This window comes from Citrobacter meridianamericanus (assembly GCF_041320245.1).
Taxonomy (GTDB): Bacteria; Pseudomonadota; Gammaproteobacteria; order Enterobacterales; family Enterobacteriaceae; genus Citrobacter; species Citrobacter meridianamericanus.
In genome coordinates this window covers 4,975,074-4,998,655 of the sequence record NZ_CP101036.1, presented here as the reverse complement: position 1 = coordinate 4,998,655, position 23,582 = coordinate 4,975,074, and the positions used below count along the sequence as shown (strand labels likewise).

At 54.4% G+C, this 23,582-nt stretch carries 23 protein-coding genes and 1 riboswitch; of the genes, 10 read left to right on the top strand and 13 right to left on the bottom strand.

Going from position 1 to position 23,582, the window contains the following annotated elements:
- Positions 1-70 precede the first annotated feature (70 nt).
- A complete protein-coding gene (rpoC, locus tag NMD08_RS24275; protein ID WP_006688360.1) occupies positions 71-4,294 on the top strand; it encodes a DNA-directed RNA polymerase subunit beta' in 4,224 nt (1,407 codons plus the stop codon).
- 51 nt (positions 4,295-4,345) lie between these two features.
- Here the strand turns inward: rpoC and NMD08_RS24270 are convergent, their stop codons facing one another.
- Positions 4,346-4,663 carry a PTS lactose/cellobiose transporter subunit IIA gene (locus tag NMD08_RS24270; RefSeq protein ID WP_151218800.1) on the bottom strand — a complete coding sequence of 106 codons (318 nt, stop codon included), beginning with the start codon at positions 4,661-4,663 and terminating at the stop codon, positions 4,346-4,348.
- A gap of 4 nt (positions 4,664-4,667) precedes the next feature.
- Positions 4,668-4,973 carry a PTS sugar transporter subunit IIB gene (locus NMD08_RS24265; protein WP_151218799.1) on the bottom strand — a complete coding sequence of 102 codons (306 nt, stop codon included), beginning with the start codon at positions 4,971-4,973 and terminating at the stop codon, positions 4,668-4,670.
- A gap of 1,091 nt (positions 4,974-6,064) precedes the next feature.
- On the opposite strand from NMD08_RS24265, the gene cspA reads away from it, so the two are divergent.
- Positions 6,065-6,277: an RNA chaperone/antiterminator CspA gene (gene cspA, locus NMD08_RS24260; RefSeq protein WP_016155304.1), complete on the top strand. Its 213-nt coding sequence runs from the start codon at positions 6,065-6,067 to the stop codon at positions 6,275-6,277.
- A 118-nt stretch (positions 6,278-6,395) separates the two neighbouring features.
- Here the strand turns inward: cspA and thiH are convergent, their stop codons facing one another.
- The 7 genes from thiH to rsd all read right to left on the bottom strand — a co-directional run bounded on the left by thiH (position 6,396) and on the right by rsd (position 12,508).
- Positions 6,396-7,529, bottom strand: a complete 1,134-nt coding sequence (gene thiH / locus NMD08_RS24255; RefSeq protein ID WP_252839080.1) for a 2-iminoacetate synthase ThiH — start codon at positions 7,527-7,529, stop codon at positions 6,396-6,398.
- Positions 7,526-8,296, bottom strand: a complete 771-nt coding sequence (gene thiG, locus NMD08_RS24250; RefSeq protein ID WP_370619214.1) for a thiazole synthase — start codon at positions 8,294-8,296, stop codon at positions 7,526-7,528. The genes thiH and thiG overlap by 4 nt, the downstream gene beginning before the upstream one ends.
- 1 nt (position 8,297) lies before the next feature.
- Entirely contained in the window at positions 8,298-8,498 is a 201-nt protein-coding gene (thiS, locus tag NMD08_RS24245; RefSeq protein WP_151218796.1) for a sulfur carrier protein ThiS, read from the bottom strand.
- Positions 8,479-9,237: a HesA/MoeB/ThiF family protein gene (locus NMD08_RS24240; RefSeq protein ID WP_151218795.1), complete on the bottom strand. Its 759-nt coding sequence runs from the start codon at positions 9,235-9,237 to the stop codon at positions 8,479-8,481. The genes thiS and NMD08_RS24240 overlap by 20 nt, the downstream gene beginning before the upstream one ends.
- Complete coding sequence (gene thiE / locus NMD08_RS24235; protein WP_370619212.1) at positions 9,230-9,865, bottom strand: thiamine phosphate synthase; 636 nt, start codon at positions 9,863-9,865, stop codon at positions 9,230-9,232. The genes NMD08_RS24240 and thiE overlap by 8 nt, the downstream gene beginning before the upstream one ends.
- Positions 9,865-11,763, bottom strand: coding sequence for a phosphomethylpyrimidine synthase ThiC (gene thiC, locus NMD08_RS24230; protein WP_370619210.1), 1,899 nt, complete (start codon positions 11,761-11,763; stop codon positions 9,865-9,867). The genes thiE and thiC overlap by 1 nt, the downstream gene beginning before the upstream one ends.
- A gap of 83 nt (positions 11,764-11,846) precedes the next feature.
- Positions 11,847-11,969: riboswitch (TPP riboswitch) on the bottom strand.
- A 50-nt stretch (positions 11,970-12,019) separates the two neighbouring features.
- Positions 12,020-12,508 carry a sigma D regulator gene (gene rsd, locus NMD08_RS24225; protein ID WP_151218792.1) on the bottom strand — a complete coding sequence of 163 codons (489 nt, stop codon included), beginning with the start codon at positions 12,506-12,508 and terminating at the stop codon, positions 12,020-12,022.
- Between the two features lie 96 nt (positions 12,509-12,604).
- Here rsd and nudC point away from each other — a divergent pair, with 96 nt between their 5' ends.
- The 6 genes from nudC to NMD08_RS24195 all read left to right on the top strand — a co-directional run bounded on the left by nudC (position 12,605) and on the right by NMD08_RS24195 (position 16,960).
- Positions 12,605-13,378 carry an NAD(+) diphosphatase gene (gene nudC, locus NMD08_RS24220; RefSeq protein ID WP_151218791.1) on the top strand — a complete coding sequence of 258 codons (774 nt, stop codon included), beginning with the start codon at positions 12,605-12,607 and terminating at the stop codon, positions 13,376-13,378.
- A 50-nt stretch (positions 13,379-13,428) separates the two neighbouring features.
- Positions 13,429-14,493 carry a uroporphyrinogen decarboxylase gene (gene hemE / locus NMD08_RS24215; protein WP_151225111.1) on the top strand — a complete coding sequence of 355 codons (1,065 nt, stop codon included), beginning with the start codon at positions 13,429-13,431 and terminating at the stop codon, positions 14,491-14,493.
- Complete coding sequence (gene nfi / locus NMD08_RS24210; RefSeq protein ID WP_187254162.1) at positions 14,493-15,173, top strand: deoxyribonuclease V; 681 nt, start codon at positions 14,493-14,495, stop codon at positions 15,171-15,173. The genes hemE and nfi overlap by 1 nt, the downstream gene beginning before the upstream one ends.
- 33 nt (positions 15,174-15,206) lie before the next feature.
- Positions 15,207-15,797, top strand: a complete 591-nt coding sequence (locus NMD08_RS24205) for a YjaG family protein (RefSeq protein WP_003842015.1) — start codon at positions 15,207-15,209, stop codon at positions 15,795-15,797.
- A gap of 186 nt (positions 15,798-15,983) precedes the next feature.
- On the top strand, positions 15,984-16,256 hold the full coding sequence (gene hupA / locus NMD08_RS24200; protein WP_001044509.1) for a nucleoid-associated protein HU-alpha: 273 nt from the start codon (positions 15,984-15,986) through the stop codon (positions 16,254-16,256).
- Between the two features lie 11 nt (positions 16,257-16,267).
- Positions 16,268-16,960 (top strand): DUF1481 domain-containing protein, encoded by a 693-nt coding sequence (locus NMD08_RS24195; RefSeq protein WP_151218802.1) that lies wholly within the window; start codon positions 16,268-16,270, stop codon positions 16,958-16,960.
- A gap of 23 nt (positions 16,961-16,983) precedes the next feature.
- Here NMD08_RS24195 and zraP read toward each other — a convergent pair whose 3' ends face one another.
- Together zraP and NMD08_RS24185 are read right to left on the bottom strand one after the other, a co-directional pair.
- The gene (gene zraP / locus NMD08_RS24190; protein ID WP_187254163.1) at positions 16,984-17,427 is read right to left on the bottom strand and encodes a zinc resistance sensor/chaperone ZraP; all 444 of its coding nucleotides are present in this window, start codon (positions 17,425-17,427) and stop codon (positions 16,984-16,986) included.
- 18 nt (positions 17,428-17,445) lie between these two features.
- Complete coding sequence (locus NMD08_RS24185; protein WP_151218788.1) at positions 17,446-17,634, bottom strand: hypothetical protein; 189 nt, start codon at positions 17,632-17,634, stop codon at positions 17,446-17,448.
- Positions 17,635-17,691: 57 nt separating this feature from the next.
- On the opposite strand from NMD08_RS24185, the gene zraS reads away from it, so the two are divergent.
- Complete coding sequence (zraS, locus tag NMD08_RS24180; RefSeq protein WP_151225115.1) at positions 17,692-19,077, top strand: two-component system sensor histidine kinase ZraS; 1,386 nt, start codon at positions 17,692-17,694, stop codon at positions 19,075-19,077.
- Positions 19,078-19,082: 5 nt separating this feature from the next.
- Positions 19,083-20,408: a sigma-54-dependent response regulator transcription factor ZraR gene (zraR, locus tag NMD08_RS24175; protein ID WP_370619208.1), complete on the top strand. Its 1,326-nt coding sequence runs from the start codon at positions 19,083-19,085 to the stop codon at positions 20,406-20,408.
- Here zraR and purD read toward each other — a convergent pair.
- Together purD and purH are read right to left on the bottom strand one after the other, a co-directional pair.
- Positions 20,405-21,694 (bottom strand): phosphoribosylamine--glycine ligase, encoded by a 1,290-nt coding sequence (gene purD, locus NMD08_RS24170; RefSeq protein WP_370619206.1) that lies wholly within the window; start codon positions 21,692-21,694, stop codon positions 20,405-20,407. The two genes, zraR and purD, sit on opposite strands and share 4 nt — an antisense overlap.
- Positions 21,695-21,709: 15 nt before the next feature.
- Entirely contained in the window at positions 21,710-23,299 is a 1,590-nt protein-coding gene (gene purH / locus NMD08_RS24165) for a bifunctional phosphoribosylaminoimidazolecarboxamide formyltransferase/IMP cyclohydrolase (protein ID WP_151218784.1), read from the bottom strand.
- Between the last annotated feature and the right edge of the window lie 283 nt (positions 23,300-23,582).

Here is a 23,582-nt window from a genome sequence, read left to right as displayed (position 1 = left end):
ATCAAACAGGTCACTGGTGCTGGCGTAACTGCCAGCGCCAGATTGTGCTAACTCCGACGGGAGCAAATCCGTGAAAGATTTATTAAAGTTTCTGAAAGCGCAGACTAAAACCGAAGAGTTTGATGCGATCAAAATTGCTCTGGCCTCGCCAGACATGATCCGTTCATGGTCTTTCGGTGAAGTTAAGAAGCCGGAAACCATCAACTACCGTACGTTCAAACCTGAACGTGACGGCCTTTTCTGCGCCCGTATCTTTGGGCCAGTAAAAGACTATGAGTGCCTGTGCGGTAAGTACAAGCGCCTGAAACACCGTGGTGTGATCTGTGAGAAGTGCGGCGTTGAAGTGACCCAGACTAAAGTACGCCGTGAGCGTATGGGCCACATTGAGCTGGCGTCTCCGACCGCTCACATTTGGTTCCTGAAATCTCTGCCGTCCCGTATCGGTTTGCTGCTCGATATGCCGCTGCGTGATATCGAACGCGTACTGTACTTCGAATCTTATGTGGTTATCGAAGGCGGTATGACTAACCTGGAACGTCAACAGATCCTGACTGAAGAGCAGTATCTGGACGCGCTGGAAGAGTTCGGTGACGAATTCGACGCGAAGATGGGTGCGGAAGCAATCCAGGCCCTGCTGAAGAGCATGGATCTGGAGCAAGAGTGTGAAACTCTGCGCGAAGAGCTGAACGAAACCAACTCCGAAACCAAGCGTAAGAAGCTGACCAAGCGTATCAAACTGCTGGAAGCCTTCGTACAGTCTGGCAACAAGCCAGAGTGGATGATCCTGACCGTTCTGCCGGTTCTGCCGCCAGATCTGCGTCCGCTGGTTCCGCTGGATGGTGGTCGTTTCGCGACTTCTGACCTGAACGATCTGTATCGTCGCGTCATTAACCGTAACAACCGTCTGAAGCGCCTGCTGGATCTGGCTGCGCCAGATATCATCGTACGCAACGAAAAACGTATGCTGCAGGAAGCGGTCGACGCCCTGCTGGATAACGGTCGTCGCGGTCGTGCGATCACCGGTTCTAACAAACGTCCTCTGAAATCTTTGGCCGACATGATCAAAGGTAAACAGGGTCGTTTCCGTCAGAACCTGCTCGGTAAGCGAGTTGACTACTCCGGTCGTTCTGTAATCACCGTAGGTCCATACCTGCGTCTGCATCAGTGCGGTCTGCCGAAGAAAATGGCACTGGAACTGTTCAAACCGTTCATTTACGGCAAGTTGGAACTGCGTGGCCTCGCCACCACCATCAAAGCCGCGAAGAAAATGGTTGAGCGTGAAGAAGCTGTCGTTTGGGATATCCTGGACGAAGTTATCCGCGAACACCCGGTACTGTTGAACCGTGCGCCAACCCTGCACCGTCTGGGTATCCAGGCATTTGAACCGGTACTGATCGAAGGTAAAGCTATCCAGCTGCACCCGCTGGTTTGTGCGGCATATAACGCCGACTTCGATGGTGACCAGATGGCTGTTCACGTACCGCTGACGCTGGAAGCCCAGCTCGAAGCGCGTGCGCTGATGATGTCTACCAACAACATCCTGTCTCCGGCGAACGGCGAACCTATCATCGTTCCGTCTCAGGACGTTGTATTGGGTCTGTACTACATGACCCGTGACTGTGTTAACGCTAAAGGCGAAGGCATGGTGCTGACTGGCCCGAAAGAAGCTGAGCGTATTTATCGCGCTGGCCTGGCCTCTCTGCATGCGCGCGTTAAAGTGCGTATCACTGAATATGAAAAAGATGAAAACGGCGAATTCGTTGCGCACACCAGCCTGAAAGACACGACCATTGGTCGCGCCATTCTGTGGATGATCGTACCGAAAGGTCTGCCTTTCTCCATCGTCAACCAGGCGCTGGGCAAGAAAGCAATCTCCAAAATGCTGAACACCTGTTACCGCATTCTGGGCCTGAAGCCGACCGTTATCTTCGCTGACCAGACAATGTATACCGGTTTTGCTTATGCAGCGCGTTCCGGTGCATCTGTTGGTATTGATGACATGGTCATCCCAGAGAAGAAACACGAGATCATCTCTGAAGCGGAAGCTGAAGTTGCTGAGATCCAGGAGCAGTTCCAGTCTGGTCTGGTAACCGCAGGCGAACGCTATAACAAAGTTATCGATATCTGGGCTGCGGCGAACGATCGTGTATCCAAAGCGATGATGGATAACCTGCAAACCGAAACCGTGATTAACCGTGACGGCGTAGAAGAGCAGCAGGTTTCCTTTAACAGCATCTACATGATGGCTGACTCCGGTGCGCGTGGTTCTGCAGCACAGATTCGTCAGCTGGCTGGTATGCGTGGTCTGATGGCGAAGCCAGATGGCTCCATCATCGAAACGCCAATCACCGCGAACTTCCGTGAAGGTCTGAACGTACTCCAGTACTTCATCTCTACTCACGGTGCGCGTAAAGGTCTGGCGGATACCGCACTGAAAACAGCGAACTCCGGTTATCTGACTCGTCGTCTGGTTGACGTCGCGCAGGACCTGGTAGTTACTGAAGACGATTGCGGCACGCTGGAAGGCATCACCATGACCCCGGTTATCGAGGGTGGTGACGTTAAAGAACCGCTGCGCGATCGCGTTCTGGGTCGTGTGACTGCTGAAGACGTTCTGAAGCCGGGTACGGCGGACATTCTGGTTCCACGCAACACGCTGCTGCACGAACAGTGGTGTGACCTGTTGGAAGAGAACTCCGTTGACTCCGTCAAAGTACGTTCCGTTGTATCCTGTGACACCGACTTTGGTGTGTGTGCGCACTGCTACGGTCGTGACCTGGCGCGTGGCCACATCATCAACAAAGGTGAAGCAATCGGCGTTATCGCGGCACAGTCCATCGGTGAACCGGGTACACAGCTGACGATGCGTACGTTCCACATCGGTGGTGCGGCATCCCGTGCGGCTGCTGAATCCAGCATCCAGGTGAAAAACAAAGGTAGCATCCGTCTGAGCAATGCGAAGTCGGTTGTTAACTCCAGCGGTAAACTGGTTATCACCTCACGTAACACCGAACTGAAACTGATCGACGAATTCGGCCGTACCAAAGAAAGCTATAAAGTGCCTTACGGCTCCGTTATGGCGAAGGGTGATGGCGAACAGGTTGCTGGCGGCGAAACCGTAGCAAACTGGGATCCGCACACCATGCCGGTTATCACCGAAGTAAGTGGCTTCGTCCGCTTCACTGACATGATCGACGGCCAGACCATTACTCGTCAGACCGACGAGCTGACCGGTCTGTCTTCTCTGGTGGTTCTGGATTCTGCAGAGCGTACTGCGGGTGGTAAAGACCTGCGTCCGGCACTGAAAATTGTTGATGCTCAGGGCAACGACGTTCTGATCCCGGGCACTGATATGCCTGCTCAGTACTTCCTGCCGGGTAAAGCGATTGTTCAGCTGGAAGATGGCGTTCAGATCAGCTCTGGTGACACCCTGGCGCGTGTACCGCAGGAATCCGGCGGTACCAAGGATATCACCGGTGGTCTGCCGCGCGTTGCGGACTTGTTCGAAGCCCGTCGTCCGAAAGAGCCGGCAATCCTGGCTGAAATCAGCGGTATCATTTCCTTCGGTAAAGAAACCAAAGGGAAACGTCGTCTGGTTATTACTCCGGTAGACGGTAGCGAACCGTACGAAGAGATGATTCCGAAATGGCGTCAGCTCAACGTGTTCGAAGGTGAACGTGTAGAACGTGGTGACGTGGTTTCCGACGGTCCGGAAGCGCCGCACGACATCCTGCGTCTGCGTGGTGTGCATGCTGTAACTCGTTACATCGTTAACGAAGTTCAGGACGTATACCGTCTGCAGGGCGTTAAGATTAACGATAAACACATTGAAGTTATCGTTCGTCAGATGCTGCGTAAAGCCACCATCGAAAGCGCTGGTAGCTCCGACTTCCTGGAAGGCGAGCAGGTTGAATACTCCCGCGTCAAGATTGCCAACCGCGATCTGGAAGCGAACGGCAAAGTGGGTGCAACGTTCTCCCGCGATCTGCTGGGTATCACCAAAGCGTCTCTGGCAACCGAGTCCTTCATCTCTGCAGCATCGTTCCAGGAAACCACGCGTGTCCTGACCGAAGCCGCTGTTGCAGGTAAACGTGATGAACTGCGTGGTCTGAAAGAGAACGTCATCGTGGGTCGTCTGATCCCGGCAGGTACCGGTTACGCGTACCACCAGGATCGTATGCGCCGTCGCGCAGCGGGCGAACTGCCAGCTGCTCCGCAGGTGACTGCTGAAGATGCGTCTGCCAGCCTGGCAGAACTGCTGAACGCAGGCCTGGGCGGTTCTGACAACGATTAATCGTTGCTGACCATAATAAAAAACCCGCTTCGGCGGGTTTTTTTATGTCTGTTAACTGGCTGGCGGTAACCGCCGATACAGCTCAATCATATCGCCCGCCAAATCCTGAATAACCATCGCGTTCATCAGATGGTCCTGCGAATGGACGGTAATAAGATTAACCGGTAGCTTGCCGGTACCTTCGTCAATTCCGATCAGCTGGGTCTGGATTTTATGCGCTTGTTTAACGTACTCGCGTGATTCTGTCATCGCTTGTTCTGCCCCAGCGAAATCACCTTTACGCGCCAGTTGCAGCGCTGTCAGGGCCTGACTGCGTGCAGCGCCGGCATTTACCAATAATTCCATGATGATTGTTTCTAACTCTTCCATGCCATCACTCCAGTAGTTTCAGCGCCTTGTCCAGTACGGCATCGCCTTTCATCATGCCGTAATCCATCATATCGATGACGGCGACCTTTTTTCCCAGCGGGTCGGCGAGCGTCTGCAGCTTGGCCTGCTCATACTTAACTTGTGGACCGAGCAACACGATATCCGCAGTGGCGATATTCTCTTCAAACTCAGCCACCGGCACTGCTTTAATAGTGACGTCGACCCCTCTTTTCTGGGCGGCGTCTTTCATCCTTTGCACCAGCATGCTGGTGGACATTCCGGCGGCACAGCATAAAACGATGTTTTTCATAAGCAGTCTCGATCAACATGTGTGGGTTGATAATTATCGCGAGCCAGCGGTAGCAACAACTGCTTTGCAGCAATTGTGTGCAAGGCATCACAAAGAAAAGCGCTTTTTCTGAAACCGGTTACAGGAAGAGATAAAACCCTACGTTCTGGACCAAGGCCAGTGGCTTTTGATTCGCTTATCCCATGCGGGAATATATAATTACTGTCAATAAAGACATGTTATAAAAAACAGTATTGACAGCGTTTTTTAAACCCGTATGTTAATACTTAACAGCGGAGAAATTGTAGTTTGCTGTTAACGTAGCAAGTGTTAGTAGAGTTTTATTGGGGGTTGCGATAAAGGCCACGAAGTATTTTTGTATGGGATAGTCGACGCTGAAAACGTTTTTTTTCACTTCGACAATGCTTTCAGGCCACGTAGTTGATTTATCTAATCGCAAAAAATGAGTAAAACGCGACGATGTAACGCCATGTTTTAATAGTAAATGTTTGCGATTTCTTTTTTTCTGGTTATCGCAAAGGTAAATAAGGCAACGCATCAAAGAGTATATGTCGCGAGGGGAAGTGTACTTGTTTAGGTCACCAGCCTTGAGTTCTATTATCAAGCGGGTGGAATGTGTATAACGGTAAATAGAGGACGGTTTTAGTTAGTATCAATATCCAATATTATCTGTAGTAAACGTGTACATTTTAAAGTAGTACCATCAGCAGTATTAAATCGTTAAGTTTATTAATGTTAAATCTGAAGTGTGTAGTAACTTAAAGCCCTGACTGCAATGGTCAGGGCTTTTGTTCGTTGTAGATCAATCTGTTATCCGGGATGCCCAACCGTGAGGGTTTAACATTTCACTACTTAATGAGTATTAAAAAAATTAATGCTTGCTTAATGATTAGAAGTAGGTCTACTATAGCGACATCGGTTTGGTACACAGACCTTATGTAAGCAGTTTTAGTAAAGCAGTTCTCAGTTCAAGCGTTATCCTCAGATACTCTTCTTCATGAGCCTCCTCCCTAAGTGCCCCATAAGTTAATTTCTGCAAAACAGGCCATCTTCGCTGCATAAGCGGCTCAAAAAAATGAAAGGAAGTATCTATGTCTAACAAAATGACTGGTTTAGTAAAATGGTTTAACTCTGAGAAAGGTTTCGGCTTCATCACTCCTCAGGACGGTAGCAAGGATGTGTTTGTACATTTCTCCGCTATCCAGAGTAACGATTTTAAAACGTTAGACGAAGGTCAAAAAGTGGAGTTCTCCGTGGAGAATGGCGCTAAAGGCCCGTCTGCTGTTAACGTTGTCGCGCTGTAATCGCCGATAATTTCACGAACGCTTACGATAGCGATGAAGGCCAGAGCCTGAGCAGTTAAGTGCAAGTGAAGAAAAACCCGCGAAAGCGGGTTTTTTCGTTTATGTGATAGCGTTGGACTTAGAGCATCTGTGCAGCGCGTCCCAGATAGCTATCCCAGTCTTTCCACACGGGCTGTAATCCCTGCGCCATCAGTGCTTCAGCCACGGCTCCCGGGCGACGAGCATCATGCGGGGAGAACTGTTCCAGTTCGGGGTGGTTATCGGCATAACCACCGGGCTGGGTTTTTGAGAAGGCGCTGACGTTGTTGATCGCCAATGGAATCACATGGTCACGAAACCATGGCGATTCGCGGGTTGAGAGCGAAAGCTCAATTTCTGGCGCCAGTAAACGAAATGCGCAAATGGTCTGGACCAACTGTCGCTCATCCATGATCGATGCGGGCTCAACGCCTCCGGTGCATGGGCGCAAGCGCGGGAACGAGATGGAGTAGCGACTCTGCCAGTAATGCTGCTGCATCCACAGCAGATGTTCAGCCACCATATAGCAATCGACTCGCCAACTGTCGGACAAACCAATTAATGCGCCAAGACCGATTTTGTCGATCCCTGCGCGGCCCAGCCTGTCCGGCGTTTCCAGCCGCCAGAAGAAGTCCTGCTTTTTACCCTTCAGATGGTGGCGGGCGTAAATTCCCTCATGATAGCTCTCCTGATACACCATCACGCCATCCAGCCCCAACCTCTTCAGCTCCACATATTCAGCCTCTGACAGCGGCTGTACTTCCATCTGTAATGAGGCAAACTGGCGGCGAATAGCGGGTAAGTGGCGACGAAAATAGTCCATCCCGACTTTTGCCTGATGTTCACCGGTGACCAGCAACAGGTGCTCAAAACCCATCTCACGAATAGCCGTGCACTCACGGGCAATTTCTACTGCATCCAGCGTTTTGCGTTTGATACGGTTGCTCATCGAAAAACCGCAGTAGGTGCAGTCGTTGGCGCAGAGATTCGAAAGATACAGCGGAACGTAAAAGCTCACGGTGTTGCCAAAGCGCTGGCGGGTGAGTTTCTGCGCCCGCTGCGCCAGCGGCTCCAGATAGTCGGCGGCGGCGGGGGAGAGCAGTGCCATCAAATCATCGCGATTAAGCTGCGAAGCGTTGAGGGCGCGTTCCACGTCGGCGGCGGTTTTCCCGTTGATACGCAGACGGATGTCGTCCCAGTCAAGCTGTCGCCAACGGTCGGTGAAGGTTTTCATGCGAAGGCCTCCAGGAATCCCGTTAACGGGCTGGTGGCGCTTGCCTGCGAACTTTTGCTTCCGGGTACCGCCTGGCGCGCCAGAAGGCCCGCTTCAACTGCCAGACGAAAGGCAGTGGCCATCATGACCGGATCATCCGCCACGGCGATTGCCGTGTTGACCAGCACCGCGTCGGCGCCCATTTCCAGCGCTTGTGTGGCGTGGCTGGGCACGCCGATCCCGGCGTCGACCACCACCGGCACGGTAGCCTGCTGGATAATAATCTCCAGCATCGCTTTGGTTGCCAGCCCTTGATTTGAACCGATGGGTGCGCCGAGCGGCATCACCGCCGCACAGCCCACTTCTTCCAGCCGCTTGCACAGTACCGGATCCGCACCGCAGTAAGGCAGCACCACAAAGCCCTGTTTCACTAGCGATGCGGCAGCTTTTAGCGTTTCAATCGGATCCGGCAATAGCCAGCGGGCATCCGGGTGGATTTCTAATTTCAGCCAGTTTGTGCCCAGCGCTGCACGCGCCAGTTGGGCGGCGAAAATAGCTTCTTCAGCGGTTTTCGCTCCGGAGGTGTTAGGCAGCAGCGTCACGCCCGCGTCGATAAGTGGGGCCAGAATGGCATCGTTATGCTGGCGCAAATCCACGCGCTTCATCGCCAGCGTCACCAGCTGGCTGCCGGAGGCGCGAATCGCCTCGACCATCAGCTGTGATGAGGCAAATTTTCCGGTACCGGTGAACAGATGTGAATCAAACGTTTTGTCGGCAATACGTAACATATCAACCCCCTGCAATAACCTGAAAAAGCAGGATCTGGTCGCCTTCCTGCATGATATGCTGCTGCCACTGCTCGCGCGGCAGAATCTGCTGATTGAGCGCCAGCGCCGCGCCCGGTTTGAGCTGATTAAGCTCGGTGAGCAGCCCGCTGACGGTTTGTCCCTCGGCGCACTGCATCGGCTCATCATTGAACTGAATCTGCATGTTGCCCTCCGCATACCTGGCAGCCATTGGCCCGACGCAGCGCAAGGCTGCGCCACTGGCTGGTTTTACCGTCAAAAAGGCGTAACTCGCCGCTGGGCGTCGCAATGCCGCTAAGCAGTTTGATGGCTTCCAGCGCCTGCAAGGTGCCCATCACGCCGACAACCGGGCCGATGATACCGGCGGTACGGCAGTTGCGTTCAGGTTCGACATCATCCGGCCACAGGCAGCGGTAACAGCCTTGTTCCCACGGCGGGGTGAGTACCATCAACTGGCCGCCGAAACCCACGGCGCTGGCGGTAACCAAAGGCGTATTCAGCGCCACGCAGGCGGCGTTAATTTCCTGACGCGTGGCCATGTTGTCGGTACAGTCGAGCACCACGTCGGCCCGCGCAACCGCATGCCGCAGCGCCTCACCCGTCAGTCGCTGTTCAAGGACGACCAGCTCGCTGTCCGGGTTAAGACGTGCCAGGTGGCGTTCTGCCGCCTGTGCTTTTGGGCGAGCAATGTCGTCGGTGGTGAACAATATTTGCCGTTGCAGATTGCTCAGATGAACGTCGTCATCGTCCGCCAACGTCAGCGTGCCGACACCTGCTCCCGCCAGATACAACGCGGCAGGCGAACCAAGCCCGCCTAAACCGACAATCAGCACATGGCTGTCGAGCAACTTTTGCTGGCCCTCAATCGCGATATCGCCAAGCAGAATCTGGCGGCTGTAGCGCATAAAGTCGCGGTCATTCATCGCCGACTCCTGCTATGTCGAGCAGCTGCGCCGTGGCTACCTGCCAGTCGGCCGCAAGGGTGATAGCGCTGACCACGGCAATGCTGCCGACGCCGGTTGCCAGCACCGCGGGCGCACGTTCCAGACTGATGCCGCCGATGGCGACGGTTGGATAGTCGGCCAGACGCGCAATATGACCTGCCAGCTGTGTCAGCCCCTGCGGAGCGGAAGGCATCTGCTTGGTTTGCGTGGGGAAAACGTGGCCGAGTGCGATGTAAGAAGGCTTAGCGGCCAGTGCGACGTCTATCTCCATATCATCGTGGGTGGAAACCCCCAGGCGTAAGCCCGCCGCCTGAATGGCCTGCAGATCGGTAGTTTCGAGATCTTCCTGGCCCAAATGCACGCCGTAGGCGTTGTGCTTAATCGCCAGCCGCCAGTAGTCGTTGATAAACAGGCGGGCGTCATAACGACGCCCCAGCGCGATGGCAGCGATAACATCCGCTTCCACCTCTTCATCGCGTTTATCTTTGATACGCAACTGGATCGTGCGCACGCCCGCCTCCAGTAGACGCTCAATCCATGCCACGCTATCCACCACCGGATAAAGCCCGAGGCGGAACGGCACGGTCGGGAAATCAGGCTGGTACATTACGCCTCCTCTTTTTTAAGGTAGATTTCGCCGCCTTTGGCGCGGAAGTTTTCCGACATATCCGCCATCCCCAATTCAATGGTTTGCGCGGCGGCGTAATCACGCACTTCCTGGCTGATTTTCATCGAGCAGAACTTCGGCCCACACATGGAGCAGAAGTGAGCGACCTTACCGGACTCCTGCGGCAGGGTTTCATCGTGATAAGCGCGGGCGGTGAATGGGTCGAGCGCGAGGTTAAACTGATCTTCCCAGCGGAATTCGAAGCGTGCTTTCGACATCGCGTTATCGCGGATCTGCGCGCCCGGATGCCCTTTGGCGAGGTCAGCGGCGTGAGCGGCGATCTTGTAGGTGATCAGCCCCTGTTTCACATCTTCTTTGTTCGGTAAACCGAGATGTTCTTTTGGTGTGACGTAGCACAGCATCGCGCAGCCAAACCAGCCGATCATCGCCGCGCCAATGCCGGAGGTGAAGTGGTCATAGCCCGGCGCGATGTCGGTGGTGAGCGGCCCTAAGGTGTAGAACGGCGCCTCGTGGCAGTGTTCCAGTTCTTCGGTCATGTTGCGCTGGATCATCTGCATCGGTACATGCCCTGGGCCTTCGAGCATCACCTGCACGTCGTATTCCCAGGCGATTTTGGTCAGCTCGCCCAGCGTATGCAGTTCGGCGAACTGCGCTTCGTCGTTGGCATCCTGAATCGAACCCGGACGCAGACCATCGCCAAGAGAGAGTGAAACGTCGTAGGCGGCGCAGATTTCGCAAATCTCACGGAAATGTTCAAACAGGAAGTTCTCTTTGTGATGGGAGAGGCACCATTTCGCCATGATTGAGCCGCCGCGCGAGACAATTCCGGTCAGGCGTTTAGCGGTCATCGGCACGTAGCGCAGCAGCACGCCCGCGTGAATGGTGAAGTAGTCGACGCCCTGTTCGGCTTGTTCCAGCAACGTATCGCGGAATGCTTCCCAGGTGAGATCTTCGGCGATCCCATTGACCTTCTCCAGCGCCTGGTAGATCGGTACGGTGCCTATCGGCACCGGGCTATTACGCAGGATCCACTCGCGGGTTTCGTGAATATAGCGACCGGTGGAGAGGTCCATCACCGTATCTGCTCCCCAGCGGGTTGACCATACCAGCTTTTCGACCTCTTCTTCGATAGAGGAGGTGACCGCCGAGTTACCGATGTTGGCGTTCACCTTTACCAGGAAGTTGCGGCCGATGATCATCGGTTCGGATTCCGGGTGGTTGATGTTAGCAGGAATAATCGCCCGGCCTGCAGCGACTTCATCACGCACGAATTCCGGAGTGATATTTTCCGGCAGGCGAGCGCCAAAGTTCATCCCCGGATGCTGGTGGCGCAGCACTTCACTACGAATACGCTCGCGCCCCATGTTTTCACGGATAGCGATAAACTCCATTTCCGGCGTGACAATCCCCTGACGGGCGTAATGCAGTTGGGTCACGCGCTTACCGGTTTTGGCGCGCTTTGGCGTCAGCAGGCCGCTGAAACGTAGCTCGTCCAGGCCATCGTCGGCCAGGCGCTCTTTGGTGTAAGCGGAGCTACGGTCGTCTAATTCTTCGCTATCGTTACGCGCCACAATCCACGGCTGGCGCAGTTTCGCCAGCCCCAGCTGGACGTTAATCGCCACGTCAGGATCGCCATACGGCCCGGAGGTGTCGTACACCGGTACGGCTTCGTTATCTTCAAATTGCGGATTGTCTTTGCTGCCGCCAATCAGCGTCGGGCTAAGTTGGATTTCGCGCATAGGGACGCGGATATCCGCCTGCGAGCCGGTGATGTAGATGCGTTTTGAGTTCGGAAAGGCGGTCCCTTCCAGGGTATCGATAAAGTGTTGGGCTTGAGCGCGCTGTTCGCGGCGTGATGGTTTAGTAGTGGCAGACATAGCTCATTCCAAATAAAAGTAAGGATATGGCTTGTCAGACGACGGATGAAGCAAGAGATAAGCTCGCCCGGGGGCGATGCTATTGCAGATTGACTCTTGTTCCCTTCGCAGGTTTTAACCTGATCAGGTTCCGCGGATCCCGAATTAACGGTCTCAGCCTTTTCCACTCATGCTGTTGTGGAAAATAAGCACTCCGACAAGAAGTAACCTCAGTAAAGAGGTAATGAATGTAAATTACGCGTTAATGCGACAAATCTCAAGCAGGACGTTTGAGAGTGCCACTCTCGTGCATCGCATCAAATACCAGCATGATCAGCTTATCTTCGAGTACGAACCTGGCTTCCAGCGCCTCGCCGATATCTGATAAAGCCTGTTGAAATTCAAGGAAGTTATCATGATCAATGGCGGTCTCCAGACTGGTGTCATAGTAGTCCATGATCTGTTGTGTGTTGGCTTCCAGCAGCGGCCAAATTTTTGTCGCTTTTAAAAGCTGCCCGTTCCCTTCCAATTTATGGAGAATACGTTCATAAATACTGAAGTGTCCGGTGGAGAGGTAATCGACCAGGCTCTGACAAAAATCATCCAGCGCCTTTTCATTGAGCCGCATGTACGATTCTTTGCCAGGCTTAATGCCAACCAGATTGTAGTAAGCCACGAGCAGGTGCTTACGTACATGTAGCCAGCGATCAACCAGTTTATTACTTCCTCCGACGTGCTCCGTCAGGCTTTCCAGCTGGTTTAACATGATTGACTCCGCAAGATGGTGTTTAAGAACTGCTCACCCGTAAATGTAAAAATAATGTAAACAACATGCCTGTGAAGCAAAGGTTGCGCAAGAGATATGGATCGTATAATTGAAAAATTAGATAGCGGCTGGTGGATTGTCAGTCATGAGCAAAAGTTATGGTTGCCGCATGGTGAACTGCCTCACGGTGACGCGGCACGTTTTGATCTGACCGGGCAGCGCGCACTTTCTATCGGCGAATGGGAAGGGGAAACGGTCTGGCTGGTGCAGCAGCAACGTCGACACGATATGGGGTCGGTGCGCCAGGTTATAGACCAGGATGTTGGCCTGTTTCAACTGGCCGGACGCGGCGTACAGCTGGCTGAGTTTTACCGCTCGCATAAATTCTGCGGCTACTGTGGGCACACGATGCACCCGAGTAAAACGGAATGGGCGATGCTGTGCAGCCACTGCCGGGAACGCTACTACCCGCAAATTGCCCCCTGCATTATCGTCGCTATCCGCCGTGACGACGCTATCTTGCTCGCCCAACATGTTCGCCATCGCAACGGCGTGCATACCGTGCTGGCGGGCTTTGTCGAAGTGGGTGAGACCCTTGAACAGGCGGTGGCGCGTGAAGTCATGGAAGAGAGCGGCATTAAGGTTAAAAACCTGCGCTATGTCACTTCTCAGCCGTGGCCGTTCCCACAGTCTTTGATGACCGCATTTATGGCAGAGTATGATAGCGGGGAGATTGTTATCGACCCGAAAGAACTGCTGGAGGCGAACTGGTATCGCTACGATAATTTACCGCTGCTTCCCCCGCCAGGCACCGTCGCGCGTCGATTGATTGAAGACACTGTGGCAATGTGTCGGGCTGAGTACGAGTAAAGAACGAGTGATGATACACTGATGGACTGACGCAATAAGGAACTGCAAAAATGACCGAACTGAAGAACGATCGTTATCTGCGTGCGCTGCTGCGCCAGCCCGTTGATGTCACTCCGGTATGGATGATGCGCCAGGCGGGCCGCTATCTACCGGAATATAAAGCCACGCGCGCCGAGGCGGGCGATTTTATGGCGCTGTGCAAAAATGCCGAGCTGGCCTGCGAAGTCACGCTGCAGCCGCTGCGTCGTTATAAGCTTGATGCCGCGATCCTCTTCTCGGATATCCTGACGATTCCGGATGCGATGGGGCTTGGGCTGTATTTTGAAGCCGGAGAAGGTCCACGTTTTACCTCACCGATTACCAGCAAGGCTGATGTCGACAAACTGCCGATCCCGGACCCGGAAGATGGGCTGGGTTATGTGATGAATGCGGTGCGCACGATTCGGCGTGAACTGAAAGGCGAAGTGCCGCTGATCGGCTTCTCCGGTAGCCCGTGGACGCTGGCGACCTATATGGTCGAAGGCGGTAGCAGCAAGGCCTTCACCGTGATTAAAAAGATGATGTACGCCGATCCAAAAGCGCTGCATCTGCTGCTGGATAAGCTGGCGAAGAGCGTCACGCTGTACCTGAACGCGCAGATCAAAGCGGGCGCGCAGTCGGTGATGATTTTCGATACCTGGGGCGGTGTGCTGACCGGTCGCGACTATCAGCAGTTCTCCCTGTACTACATGCACAAAATCGTCGATGGTCTGCTGCGCGAGAACGACGGTCGTCGTGTACCGGTGACGCTGTTCACCAAAGGCGGCGGTCAGTGGCTGGAAGCGATGGCAGAAACCGGCTGTGATGCGTTAGGCCTCGACTGGACCACTGATATTGCCGACGCGCGTCGTCGTGTGGGTCATAAAGTGGCGCTACAGGGCAATATGGATCCATCCATGCTGTATGCGCCGCCAGCCCGCATCGAAGAAGAAGTGGCGACAATTCTGGCCGGATTTGGTCAGGGTGAAGGCCATGTCTTTAACCTGGGCCATGGCATTCATCAGGATGTACCGCCAGAACATGCGGGTGTCTTTGTCGAGGCGGTACATCGCCTGTCGGCGCAGTACCACCGCTAATGGATCTCGCGTCGCTGCGCGCGCAGCAGCTTGAACTGGCCTCTTCGGTGATCCGCGAGGATCGCCTGCAGAACGATCCGCCGGATCTGATCGGCGGGGCGGACGTAGGGTTTGAGCAGGGCGGCGAAGTGACGCGGGCCGCAATGGTCTTACTGAAATACCCGACGCTGGAACTGGTTGAATACAAGGTGGCGCGAATCGCCACCACCATGCCTTACATTCCAGGCTTTCTCTCCTTTCGTGAAACGCCCGCGTTGATGGCTGCCTGGCAGTTGCTCTCGCACAAGCCCGATCTGCTGTTCGTTGACGGTCACGGTATCTCTCACCCGCGTCGCCTGGGCGTAGCCAGCCATTTTGGTCTGCTGGTGGATGTCCCGACGATTGGCGTGGCGAAAAAACGGTTATGCGGCAAGTTTGAGCCGCTCGCTGCCGAACCCGGAGCGCTAGCGCCGTTGCTGGATAAAGACGAACAGCTGGCGTGGGTCTGGCGCAGCAAAGCACGCTGTAACCCGTTGTTTATCTCTACGGGTCATCGCGTGAGCCTGGACCGCGCGTTGGCATGGGTACAACGCTGTATGAACGGTTATCGTCTGCCGGAACCAACACGCTGGGCAGATGCGGTCGCATCTGAACGCCCGGCTTTTACGCGGCTTGCAGCAAAAACGCCCCATATCGGGTAAACTGCCGCTAATTTCCGTATTTGAGAACTCATCATGTTACAAAACCCGATTCACCTGCGTCTGGAGAAGCTGGAAAGCTGGCAGCATGTTACGTTTATGGCCTGTCTGTGCGAGCGCATGTACCCAAACTACGCTATGTTCTGCAAGCAAACCGAATTTGGCGATGGTCAGATTTATCGCCGAATTCTGGATCTTATTTGGGAAGCGTTGACGGTGAAAGACGCGAAAATCAATTTCGATAGTCAGTTGGAAAAGTTTGAAGAGGCCATTCCTTCTGCAGATGATTACGATCTGTACGGCGTGTACCCGGCGATCGATGCCTGTGTGGCATTAAGCGAACTGATGCATTCGCGTCTGAGTGGTGAAACGCTGGAACACGCAATTGAAGTCAGTAAGGCTTCTATTACCACCGTCGCGATGCTGGAAATGACGCAAGCTGGTCGCGAAATGACCGATGAAGAGCTCAAAGAGAACCCGGCCGTTGAGCAAGAATGGGATATTCAGTGGGAAATATTCCGACTTTTAGCCGATTGTGAAGAACGCGATATTGAGCTGATAAAAGGGCTTCGTGCAGACCTGCGCGAGGCTGGCGAGAGCAATATTGGTATAAATTTTCAGCAATGACACCACAAAACGTGATTTAACGCCTGATTTGTCATGCCTGAAGGCTTCCCATCTGCCCCCGGTCTGGTCTACATTTGGGGGGCGAAAAAAAGTGGCTATCGGTGCGTGTATGCAGGAGAGTGCTTTTCTGGCATTTCCGTCGCACTCGATGCTTAGCAAGCGATAAACACATTGTAAGGATAACTTATGAACAAGACTCAACTGATTGATGTAATTGCAGACAAAGCAGAACTGTCTAAAACACAGGCTAAAGCTGCTCTGGAATCCACTCTGGCTGCTATTACTGAGTCTCTGAAAGAAGGCGATGCTGTACAACTGGTTGGTTTCGGTACCTTCAAAGTGAACCACCGTGCTGAGCGTACTGGCCGCAACCCGCAGACCGGTAAAGAAATCAAAATTGCCGCAGCTAACGTACCGGCATTTGTTTCTGGTAAAGCACTGAAAGACGCGGTTAAGTAATTCGCGTGGCAGTGAACAGTTTTATCGAAGGGGCGGTTTCGCCCCTTTTGTCCATCTGGCGTCACTCGCTTTGGCTTTCAGGTGTTCTGTTACTGTCTGCCTGTAGTCGCCACTCTGAGCTTCCTCCGTTCACAGCCAGCGGCTATGTTGGCGATCAGGGGGCAGTACGCATTTGGCGTAAAGATTCCAGCGACGGTGTTCACTTGCTCTCGGTATTTAGTCCGTGGCGTAAAGGTGATACCACCACCAGTGAATATCGCTGGCAGGGTGATACGCTCTCTTTGATAGAACTCAACACCTACAGTAAACCCCAAGAACATGTCCGTATACGCTTCGATGACCGGGGTGAGCTGAGTTTCATGCAGCGTGAAGTCGACGGTCTTAAGCAGCAGCTTTCCAGCGATCAAATCGCGCTTTACCGCTATCGAGCCGATCAAATCCGCCAGACAAGCGATGCGTTGCGTCAGGGACGGGTGATACTGCATCAGGGACGCTGGCATGCGAATCACACGGTTACGACCTGTGAAGGTGAGACGCTGAAACCCGATCTGGAATCGTGGGCGATAAACCATATTGAGCGCCGCCAGAGCCATTCATCCGTCGAGGTGAGTGTGGCATGGCTGGAAGCGCCCGAAGGGTCGCAGCTACTGCTGGTCGCTAATGAAGATTTTTGTCGCTGGCAGCCTACAGCCAAAACCTTCTGATAATCTGCCATCAGGTAATACTGTTACCAGTGGCCCATTCCCATATGGCCGCCGCCGCGATGGTTACCGCCACCGCCGCATCCACCGTAACCCATTCCCGCTCCGCGAGGCACGCCTGCCTGCGCCATGGCGACATCGCGTTTAACACGCTGCTCATCCAGGGACTGATTCAACGCTTCCATCTCTTTTGCCACGGCGGTAATTTTTGCCGTGTCTGGCGAGCTGGCTGTTAACAACGCGTTGTACTCATAACGTTTGGAGGTCAACTGTTGGCGCAATGCGCTGGTCTGTGAGTAGTAATCATCATAGATTTTCTGCGCGGTTGCCTGCTGCTCAGCGGTCATTGGCGCACCGCCCCGCTGCTGCATGCCATCACCATACCCCCAGTGATGCTGTGCCAGCGCTGGGGTAGAGCCCAGAGCCAGAAGAGAGAGTGCAATCAGTGCCAGTTTGTTGTTCCGTTTCATTGTTCATTCTCCTGTTGGTTAGCTTACATTCCCTTTTGCATCTTCCGTGCCAAAGCGGCAATCCCTGTCCTGCGGGCGTTGTACGTGTCGTCTTTGCAGGAAAACGGGTAAAAATGACTCGCCAGAACGCGCCAGCGGGTCATTTTTACCCGGTACTTTCAGCAGTTTGTGTTTGAGGGCAGGGTTATCAGGAGGAAAAAATGGCATGATTTCTGCTGTATACCTGTAACGATGAAAGGAACAGGTAGGGTAAAGGGAGAGCGTATGCGTCTTTATAAGGACACGGCTGCAAAGTGGTTGAGCCGACTCTTGCTGGCGGCAATCCTGATTTTGGTCGGCTGGTTTTCGGTTATGACCATTCGGGACTATGGGCGGGAAAGCGGTGCTGCACGGCAAACGCTACTGGAAAAAGGCAGCGTGCTCATTCGCGCTCTGGAGTCTGGTACGCGCGTAGGTATGGGGATGCGCATGCATCATGCTCAACAGCAGACGCTGCTGGAACAAATGGCCGTACAACCAGGCGTGCTATGGTTTGCCGTTGTTGATGAGCATGGCGTTGTTATTACTCACAGCAATTCCGCGATGGTCGGGAAAACGCTCTATTCACCGGATGTCCTGCGGCAGCTTAATCCCGGAGAACAAGAAAACTGGCGAAATATTGACATTCCAGTGGGGAGCGGTGAAAACACGCCGGCCCTGGAAATTTATCGCCAGTTTCAGCCGACGTATGGTCCAGGACGTCATGGCATGGCGCGTTGCGCCAACGATGACAGGCAGCTTAACATCCCTGCACAAACCATATTTATCGCCTTTGATGCCAGCGATCTGGCAGCGACTCAGGCAAGAGAGTGGCGTAACACCCTGATTGTCCTGTCCGCGCTGGCAGCCGTGTTACTGGCCACCGTGCTGACGTTCTTCTGGTATCAGCGCTATCAGCGTTCGTACAAAGAACTGCAGGATGCGATGAAGCGTAAAGAAAAACTGATGGCGCTCGGACACCTGGCGGCCGGAGTCGCACATGAAATTCGTAACCCGCTTTCATCCATCAAAGGTTTAGCAAAATATTTTGCCGAACGAACCCCGCCAGGTGGCGAGTCACATGAGTTGGCTCAGGTAATGGCGAAAGAAGCGGACCGTTTAAATCGGGTGGTGAGCGAATTGCTGGAGCTGGTGAAGCCAGCGCATCTGACGCTGCAACAGGTGGATCTTAACAAGGTTATCACCCACTCATTACATCTGGTGAGCCAGGATGCGGCAAGTCGCGAAATCCAGCTCCGTTTTTCGGCTAATCCTACGCTGCCCGCGATTCAGGCCGACCCCGACCGGCTGACGCAGATTTTGTTGAATCTGTATCTGAACGCCATTCATGCCATTGGTCGTCAGGGCACAATAGTGGTTGAAGCAAGTGAAAGCAGCGGCGATCGCGTTAAAATCGTGGTGACCGATAGCGGGAAGGGGATTGCTCCAGAACAGCTGGAGGCCATTTTTACGCCTTACTTTACGACCAAAGCTGACGGCACCGGCCTCGGGCTGGCGGTGGTGCAGAATATAGTTGAACAGCACGGCGGCACCATTCAGGTGGCAAGCGTTGAGGGCAAAGGCGCGACCTTTACCTTTTGGCTGCCGACTAAAGCGAAACAACAGGATTAACAAGGATGACGCACGGAAAAATCACTATTCTGGTGGTGGATGACGATACCAGCCACTGCACCATTTTACAGGCGCTGCTGCGCGGCTGGGGTTATGACGTTGCGTTGGCTTATAGCGGGCGAGCGGCGCTGGAACAGGTACGCGAACGTGTATTTGATTTAGTGCTGTGTGATGTGCGCATGGCAGAGATGGACGGTATCGCTACGCTGAAAGAGATTAAAGCGCTGAATCCGGCGATTCCGGTATTGATCATGACGGCGTTCTCCAGCGTGGAGACTGCCGTTGAGGCGCTGAAAACCGGGGCGCTGGACTACTTGATCAAACCGCTGGACTTTGACCGGTTGCAGGAGACGCTGGAAAAAGCGCTGGCGCACACGCGGGAAACGAGCGCTGAATTGCCGTCAGCGTCGGCGGCGCAGTTTGGCATGATTGGTCGTAGTCCGGCGATGCAGCAGTTGCTCAACGAAATTGCGATGGTTGCGCCCTCGGACGCCACGGTGCTCATCCACGGAGACTCCGGGACGGGCAAAGAACTGGTGGCCCGGGCGCTACATGCCAGCAGCGCACGCAGCGATAAGCCGCTGGTCACGCTGAACTGCGCGGCACTCAATGAATCTTTGCTGGAATCTGAACTGTTCGGTCACGAGAAAGGTGCGTTTACCGGGGCGGATAAACGCCGGGAAGGTCGCTTTGTGGAAGCCGATGGTGGCACGCTGTTTCTTGATGAAATTGGCGATATCTCACCGCTGATGCAGGTGCGTCTGCTGCGAGCGATCCAGGAGCGGGAAGTACAGCGGGTTGGCAGCAACCAGACCATTGCAGTTGATGTCCGGCTGATCGCTGCCACGCATCGAGATCTGGCGGAGGAAGTCAGTGCCGGGCGCTTTCGCCAGGATCTCTACTATCGCCTGAACGTCGTCACCATTGAAATGCCAGCATTGCGCCAGCGTCGGGAAGATATTCCACTGCTGGCCGAATATTTTCTCCAGCGTTTTGCCGAGCGTAACCGAAAAGCGGTGAAAGGCTTTACTCCGCAGGCGATGGATCTCCTGATCCATTACGACTGGCCGGGCAATATCCGTGAGCTGGAAAATGCGATTGAGCGATCGGTGGTGCTGCTAACGGGGGAATATATTTCTGAACGTGAGCTGCCAATGGCGATTGCTGCGACGCCGATAAAAACGGAATACAGTGGCGAGATCCAACCGCTGGTGGATGTCGAAAAAGAGGTGATTCTGGCTGCACTGGAGAAAACGGGCGGCAATAAAACCGAAGCCGCCCGTCAGTTAGGTATTACGCGCAAAACACTGCTGGCTAAGCTCAGCCGTTAGTTTTGCTCACGTTCGATAGCGCGCCAGCCGATGTCGTTACGGCTGAAGCAGCCGTCCCAGCGGATGTCTGTCATCAGGGCGTAGGCGCGTTTCTGCGCTTCTGCCACGGTGTTACCCAGCGCGGTGGAACACAGTACGCGACCGCCGTTGGTCAGCACGCGATCGTCAGCAGACAGTTTGGTGCCGGCGTGGAACACTTTACCGTCAGTGACGTCTTCCAGCGGCAGGCCGTGGATTTCATCGCCGGTATTGTAATTGCCCGGATAACCTCCGGCGGCAATGACCACACCCAGAGATGCGCGTTCGTCCCACTCGGAGGTTTTCTCATCCAGCTTGCCGTCACAGGCGGCGAGGCACAGCTCCACCAGATCGGACTTCATGCGCAGCATGATCGGCTGGGTTTCCGGATCGCCGAAGCGGCAGTTGAACTCGATAACCTTCGGGTTACCCTGCTTGTCGATCATCAGACCCGCATAGAGGAAACCGGTGTAGGTGTTACCTTCCGCCGCCATGCCTTTCACCGTTGGCCAGATGATGCGTTCCATGGTGCGCTGGTGGACTTCGTCAGTCACTACCGGTGCTGGAGAGTAGGCACCCATCCCGCCGGTGTTCGGACCGGTATCGCCGTTGCCCACGCGTTTGTGGTCCTGGCTGGTGGCCATCGGCAGCACGTGCTCGCCATCGACCATCACGATAAAGCTCGCTTCTTCACCGTCGAGGAACTCTTCGATAACGATGCGGTGGCCCGCGTCGCCAAACGCGTTACCGGCCAGCATGTCATGAACCGCGGATTCCGCTTCCTCCAGCGTCATCGCCACAATCACGCCTTTACCGGCGGCCAGACCGTCGGCTTTGATAACGATCGGCGCGCCTTTCTCGCGCAGGTAAGCCAGCGCAGGTTCGATTTCGGTGAAGTTTTGGTACTCCGCCGTTGGAATCTGATGGCGCGCAAGAAAATCTTTGGTGAAGGCTTTGGAGCCTTCCAGCTGCGCGGCACCTTCGGTTGGGCCGAAGATTTTCAGACCGGCGGCGCGGAATGCATCAACCACACCAATCACCAGCGGCGCTTCCGGACCAACGATGGTCAGATCGATCTTCTCGTTCTGGGCAAAGCTCAGCAGCGCCGGAATATCCGTTACGCCGATGGCCACGTTTTGTAGCGTGGGTTCCAGCGCGGTGCCCGCGTTGCCCGGGGCGACAAATACCGTTTCGACTTTTGGCGACTGCGCCGCTTTCCAGGCGAGGGCGTGCTCGCGCCCGCCATTGCCAATCACTAATATTTTCATCGTCTGCTCCGTGGATTAATGGCGGAAGTGGCGCATGTCGGTGAATACCATCGCGATACCGTGCTCGTCTGCGGCGGCAATCACTTCGTCATCGCGGATTGAACCGCCCGGTTGGATCACGCAGGTTACGCCAGCGGCAGCAGCGGCATCAATCCCATCGCGGAACGGGAAGAAGGCGTCGGAAGCCATAGAGGAACCTTTCACTTCCAGACCTTCGTCGGCGGCCTTAATCCCGGCGATTTTGGCTGAGTACACGCGGCTCATCTGGCCTGCGCCTATGCCGATAGTCATGTTCTCTTTGGCGTAAACAATGGCGTTGGATTTCACGAATTTCGCCACTTTCCAGCAGAACAGCGCATCACGCAGTTCTTGCTCGGTCGGCTGGCGTTTGGTTACCACGCGCAGTTCAGCTTCGCTCACCATACCGAGGTCGCGGTCCTGGACCAGCAGGCCGCCGTTCACACGCTTGAAGTCCAGACCCGGTACGCGCTGCGCCCATTGGCCGCAAACCAGCACGCGAACGTTCTGCTTGGCAGCGGTAATTTTCAATGCTTCTTCGGTGGCGGAAGGCGCGATGATCACTTCCACGAACTGGCGGGAGATAATCGCCTGCGCGGTTTCAGCATCCAGCTCGCGGTTAAAAGCGATGATGCCGCCGAATGCGGAGGTTGGGTCGGTTTTGTAAGCGCGGTCGTAAGCGTCAAGAATAGAGGTGCTTACCGCTACACCGCACGGGTTTGCGTGCTTAACGATAACGCATGCCGGTTCGCTGAACTCTTTCACGCACTCCAGCGCCGCATCGGTATCGGCGATGTTGTTGTAGGAAAGTGCTTTGCCCTGTACCTGCTGCGCGGTGGCAACGGAGGCTTCTTTAACATTCTCTTCTATATAGAAGGCAGCCTGCTGGTGGCTGTTCTCGCCGTAACGCATATCCTGCTTCTTAATGAAGTTCAGGTTCAGCGTACGTGGGAAGCGACCGGCGGCTTCTTTGCTTTCGCCGTGATAGGCCGGAACCATGCTGCCAAAGTAGTTGGCGATCATGCTGTCGTAAGCGGCGGTGTGTTCGAAGGCTTTAATCGCGAGATCGAAACGCGTGTCGAGGGTCAGAGAACCATCGTTGGCATCCATCTCTTTAATAATGGCATCGTAGTCGCTGCTCTTCACAACGATAGCTACATCTTTATGGTTCTTGGCTGCAGAGCGCACCATGGTCGGGCCGCCGATATCAATGTTCTCTACGGCATCTTCCAGAGAACAGCCTTCGCGGGCGACGGTCTGGGCGAACGGGTACAAGTTAACAACCACCATATCGATAGGCGCGATACCATGTTGCTCCATTATTCCGTCATCCTGACCACGGCGACCAAGAATGCCGCCGTGGACTTTTGGATGCAGGGTCTTCACGCGTCCATCCATCATTTCCGGGAAGCCGGTGTAATCGGAAACTTCGGTCACTGGCAGACCTTTCTCCGCTAACAGGCGGGCAGTGCCACCTGTAGACAGTAGCTCCACACCGCGTGCGGAAAGTGCCTGAGCGAATTCGATGATACCGGCCTTGTCAGAAACACTGAGCAGAGCGCGGCGGACTGGACGACGTTGTTGCATGGTAAATCCCCTGGATTTGACTATTACAGAGAGCGTTAGGTGAATTCTTGGCTAAAAACTCAGCTAACGCCCCTTACGGGGCATCCTTGTTGTGCGGGGGCATTGTAACGAAAACGTTTGCGCAACGCTCGCGAATTTTTATTTTTCACTTTTGTCCCTCGTTTCGACCGCTGAAGACTGTACATATACAGAAAGGATCGCAGAAGTAATGGGTGAGTTTGTGGATAACTCTGTGTGCAAATGGGTATAAAGCGGGGTTTTGCTGTGGAATGCAGCACTCAGT

Coding starts and splice junctions, on each gene's coding strand:
- NMD08_RS24270 (WP_151218800.1), bottom strand. CDS start 4,663: ATGGAAGAGTTAGAAACAATCATCATGGAATTATTGGTAAATGCCGGC.
- NMD08_RS24265 (WP_151218799.1), bottom strand. CDS start 4,973: ATGAAAAACATCGTTTTATGCTGTGCCGCCGGAATGTCCACCAGCATG.
- cspA (WP_016155304.1), top strand. CDS start 6,065: ATGTCTAACAAAATGACTGGTTTAGTAAAATGGTTTAACTCTGAGAAA.
- thiH (WP_252839080.1), bottom strand. CDS start 7,529: ATGAAAACCTTCACCGACCGTTGGCGACAGCTTGACTGGGACGACATC.
- thiG (WP_370619214.1), bottom strand. CDS start 8,296: ATGTTACGTATTGCCGACAAAACGTTTGATTCACATCTGTTCACCGGT.
- thiS (WP_151218796.1), bottom strand. CDS start 8,498: ATGCAGATTCAGTTCAATGATGAGCCGATGCAGTGCGCCGAGGGACAA.
- NMD08_RS24240 (WP_151218795.1), bottom strand. CDS start 9,237: ATGAATGACCGCGACTTTATGCGCTACAGCCGCCAGATTCTGCTTGGC.
- thiE (WP_370619212.1), bottom strand. CDS start 9,865: ATGTACCAGCCTGATTTCCCGACCGTGCCGTTCCGCCTCGGGCTTTAT.
- thiC (WP_370619210.1), bottom strand. CDS start 11,763: ATGTCTGCCACTACTAAACCATCACGCCGCGAACAGCGCGCTCAAGCC.
- rsd (WP_151218792.1), bottom strand. CDS start 12,508: ATGTTAAACCAGCTGGAAAGCCTGACGGAGCACGTCGGAGGAAGTAAT.
- nudC (WP_151218791.1), top strand. CDS start 12,605: ATGGATCGTATAATTGAAAAATTAGATAGCGGCTGGTGGATTGTCAGT.
- hemE (WP_151225111.1), top strand. CDS start 13,429: ATGACCGAACTGAAGAACGATCGTTATCTGCGTGCGCTGCTGCGCCAG.
- nfi (WP_187254162.1), top strand. CDS start 14,493: ATGGATCTCGCGTCGCTGCGCGCGCAGCAGCTTGAACTGGCCTCTTCG.
- NMD08_RS24205 (WP_003842015.1), top strand. CDS start 15,207: ATGTTACAAAACCCGATTCACCTGCGTCTGGAGAAGCTGGAAAGCTGG.
- hupA (WP_001044509.1), top strand. CDS start 15,984: ATGAACAAGACTCAACTGATTGATGTAATTGCAGACAAAGCAGAACTG.
- zraP (WP_187254163.1), bottom strand. CDS start 17,427: ATGAAACGGAACAACAAACTGGCACTGATTGCACTCTCTCTTCTGGCT.
- NMD08_RS24185 (WP_151218788.1), bottom strand. CDS start 17,634: ATGCCATTTTTTCCTCCTGATAACCCTGCCCTCAAACACAAACTGCTG.
- zraS (WP_151225115.1), top strand. CDS start 17,692: ATGCGTCTTTATAAGGACACGGCTGCAAAGTGGTTGAGCCGACTCTTG.
- zraR (WP_370619208.1), top strand. CDS start 19,083: ATGACGCACGGAAAAATCACTATTCTGGTGGTGGATGACGATACCAGC.
- purD (WP_370619206.1), bottom strand. CDS start 21,694: ATGAAAATATTAGTGATTGGCAATGGCGGGCGCGAGCACGCCCTCGCC.
- purH (WP_151218784.1), bottom strand. CDS start 23,299: ATGCAACAACGTCGTCCAGTCCGCCGCGCTCTGCTCAGTGTTTCTGAC.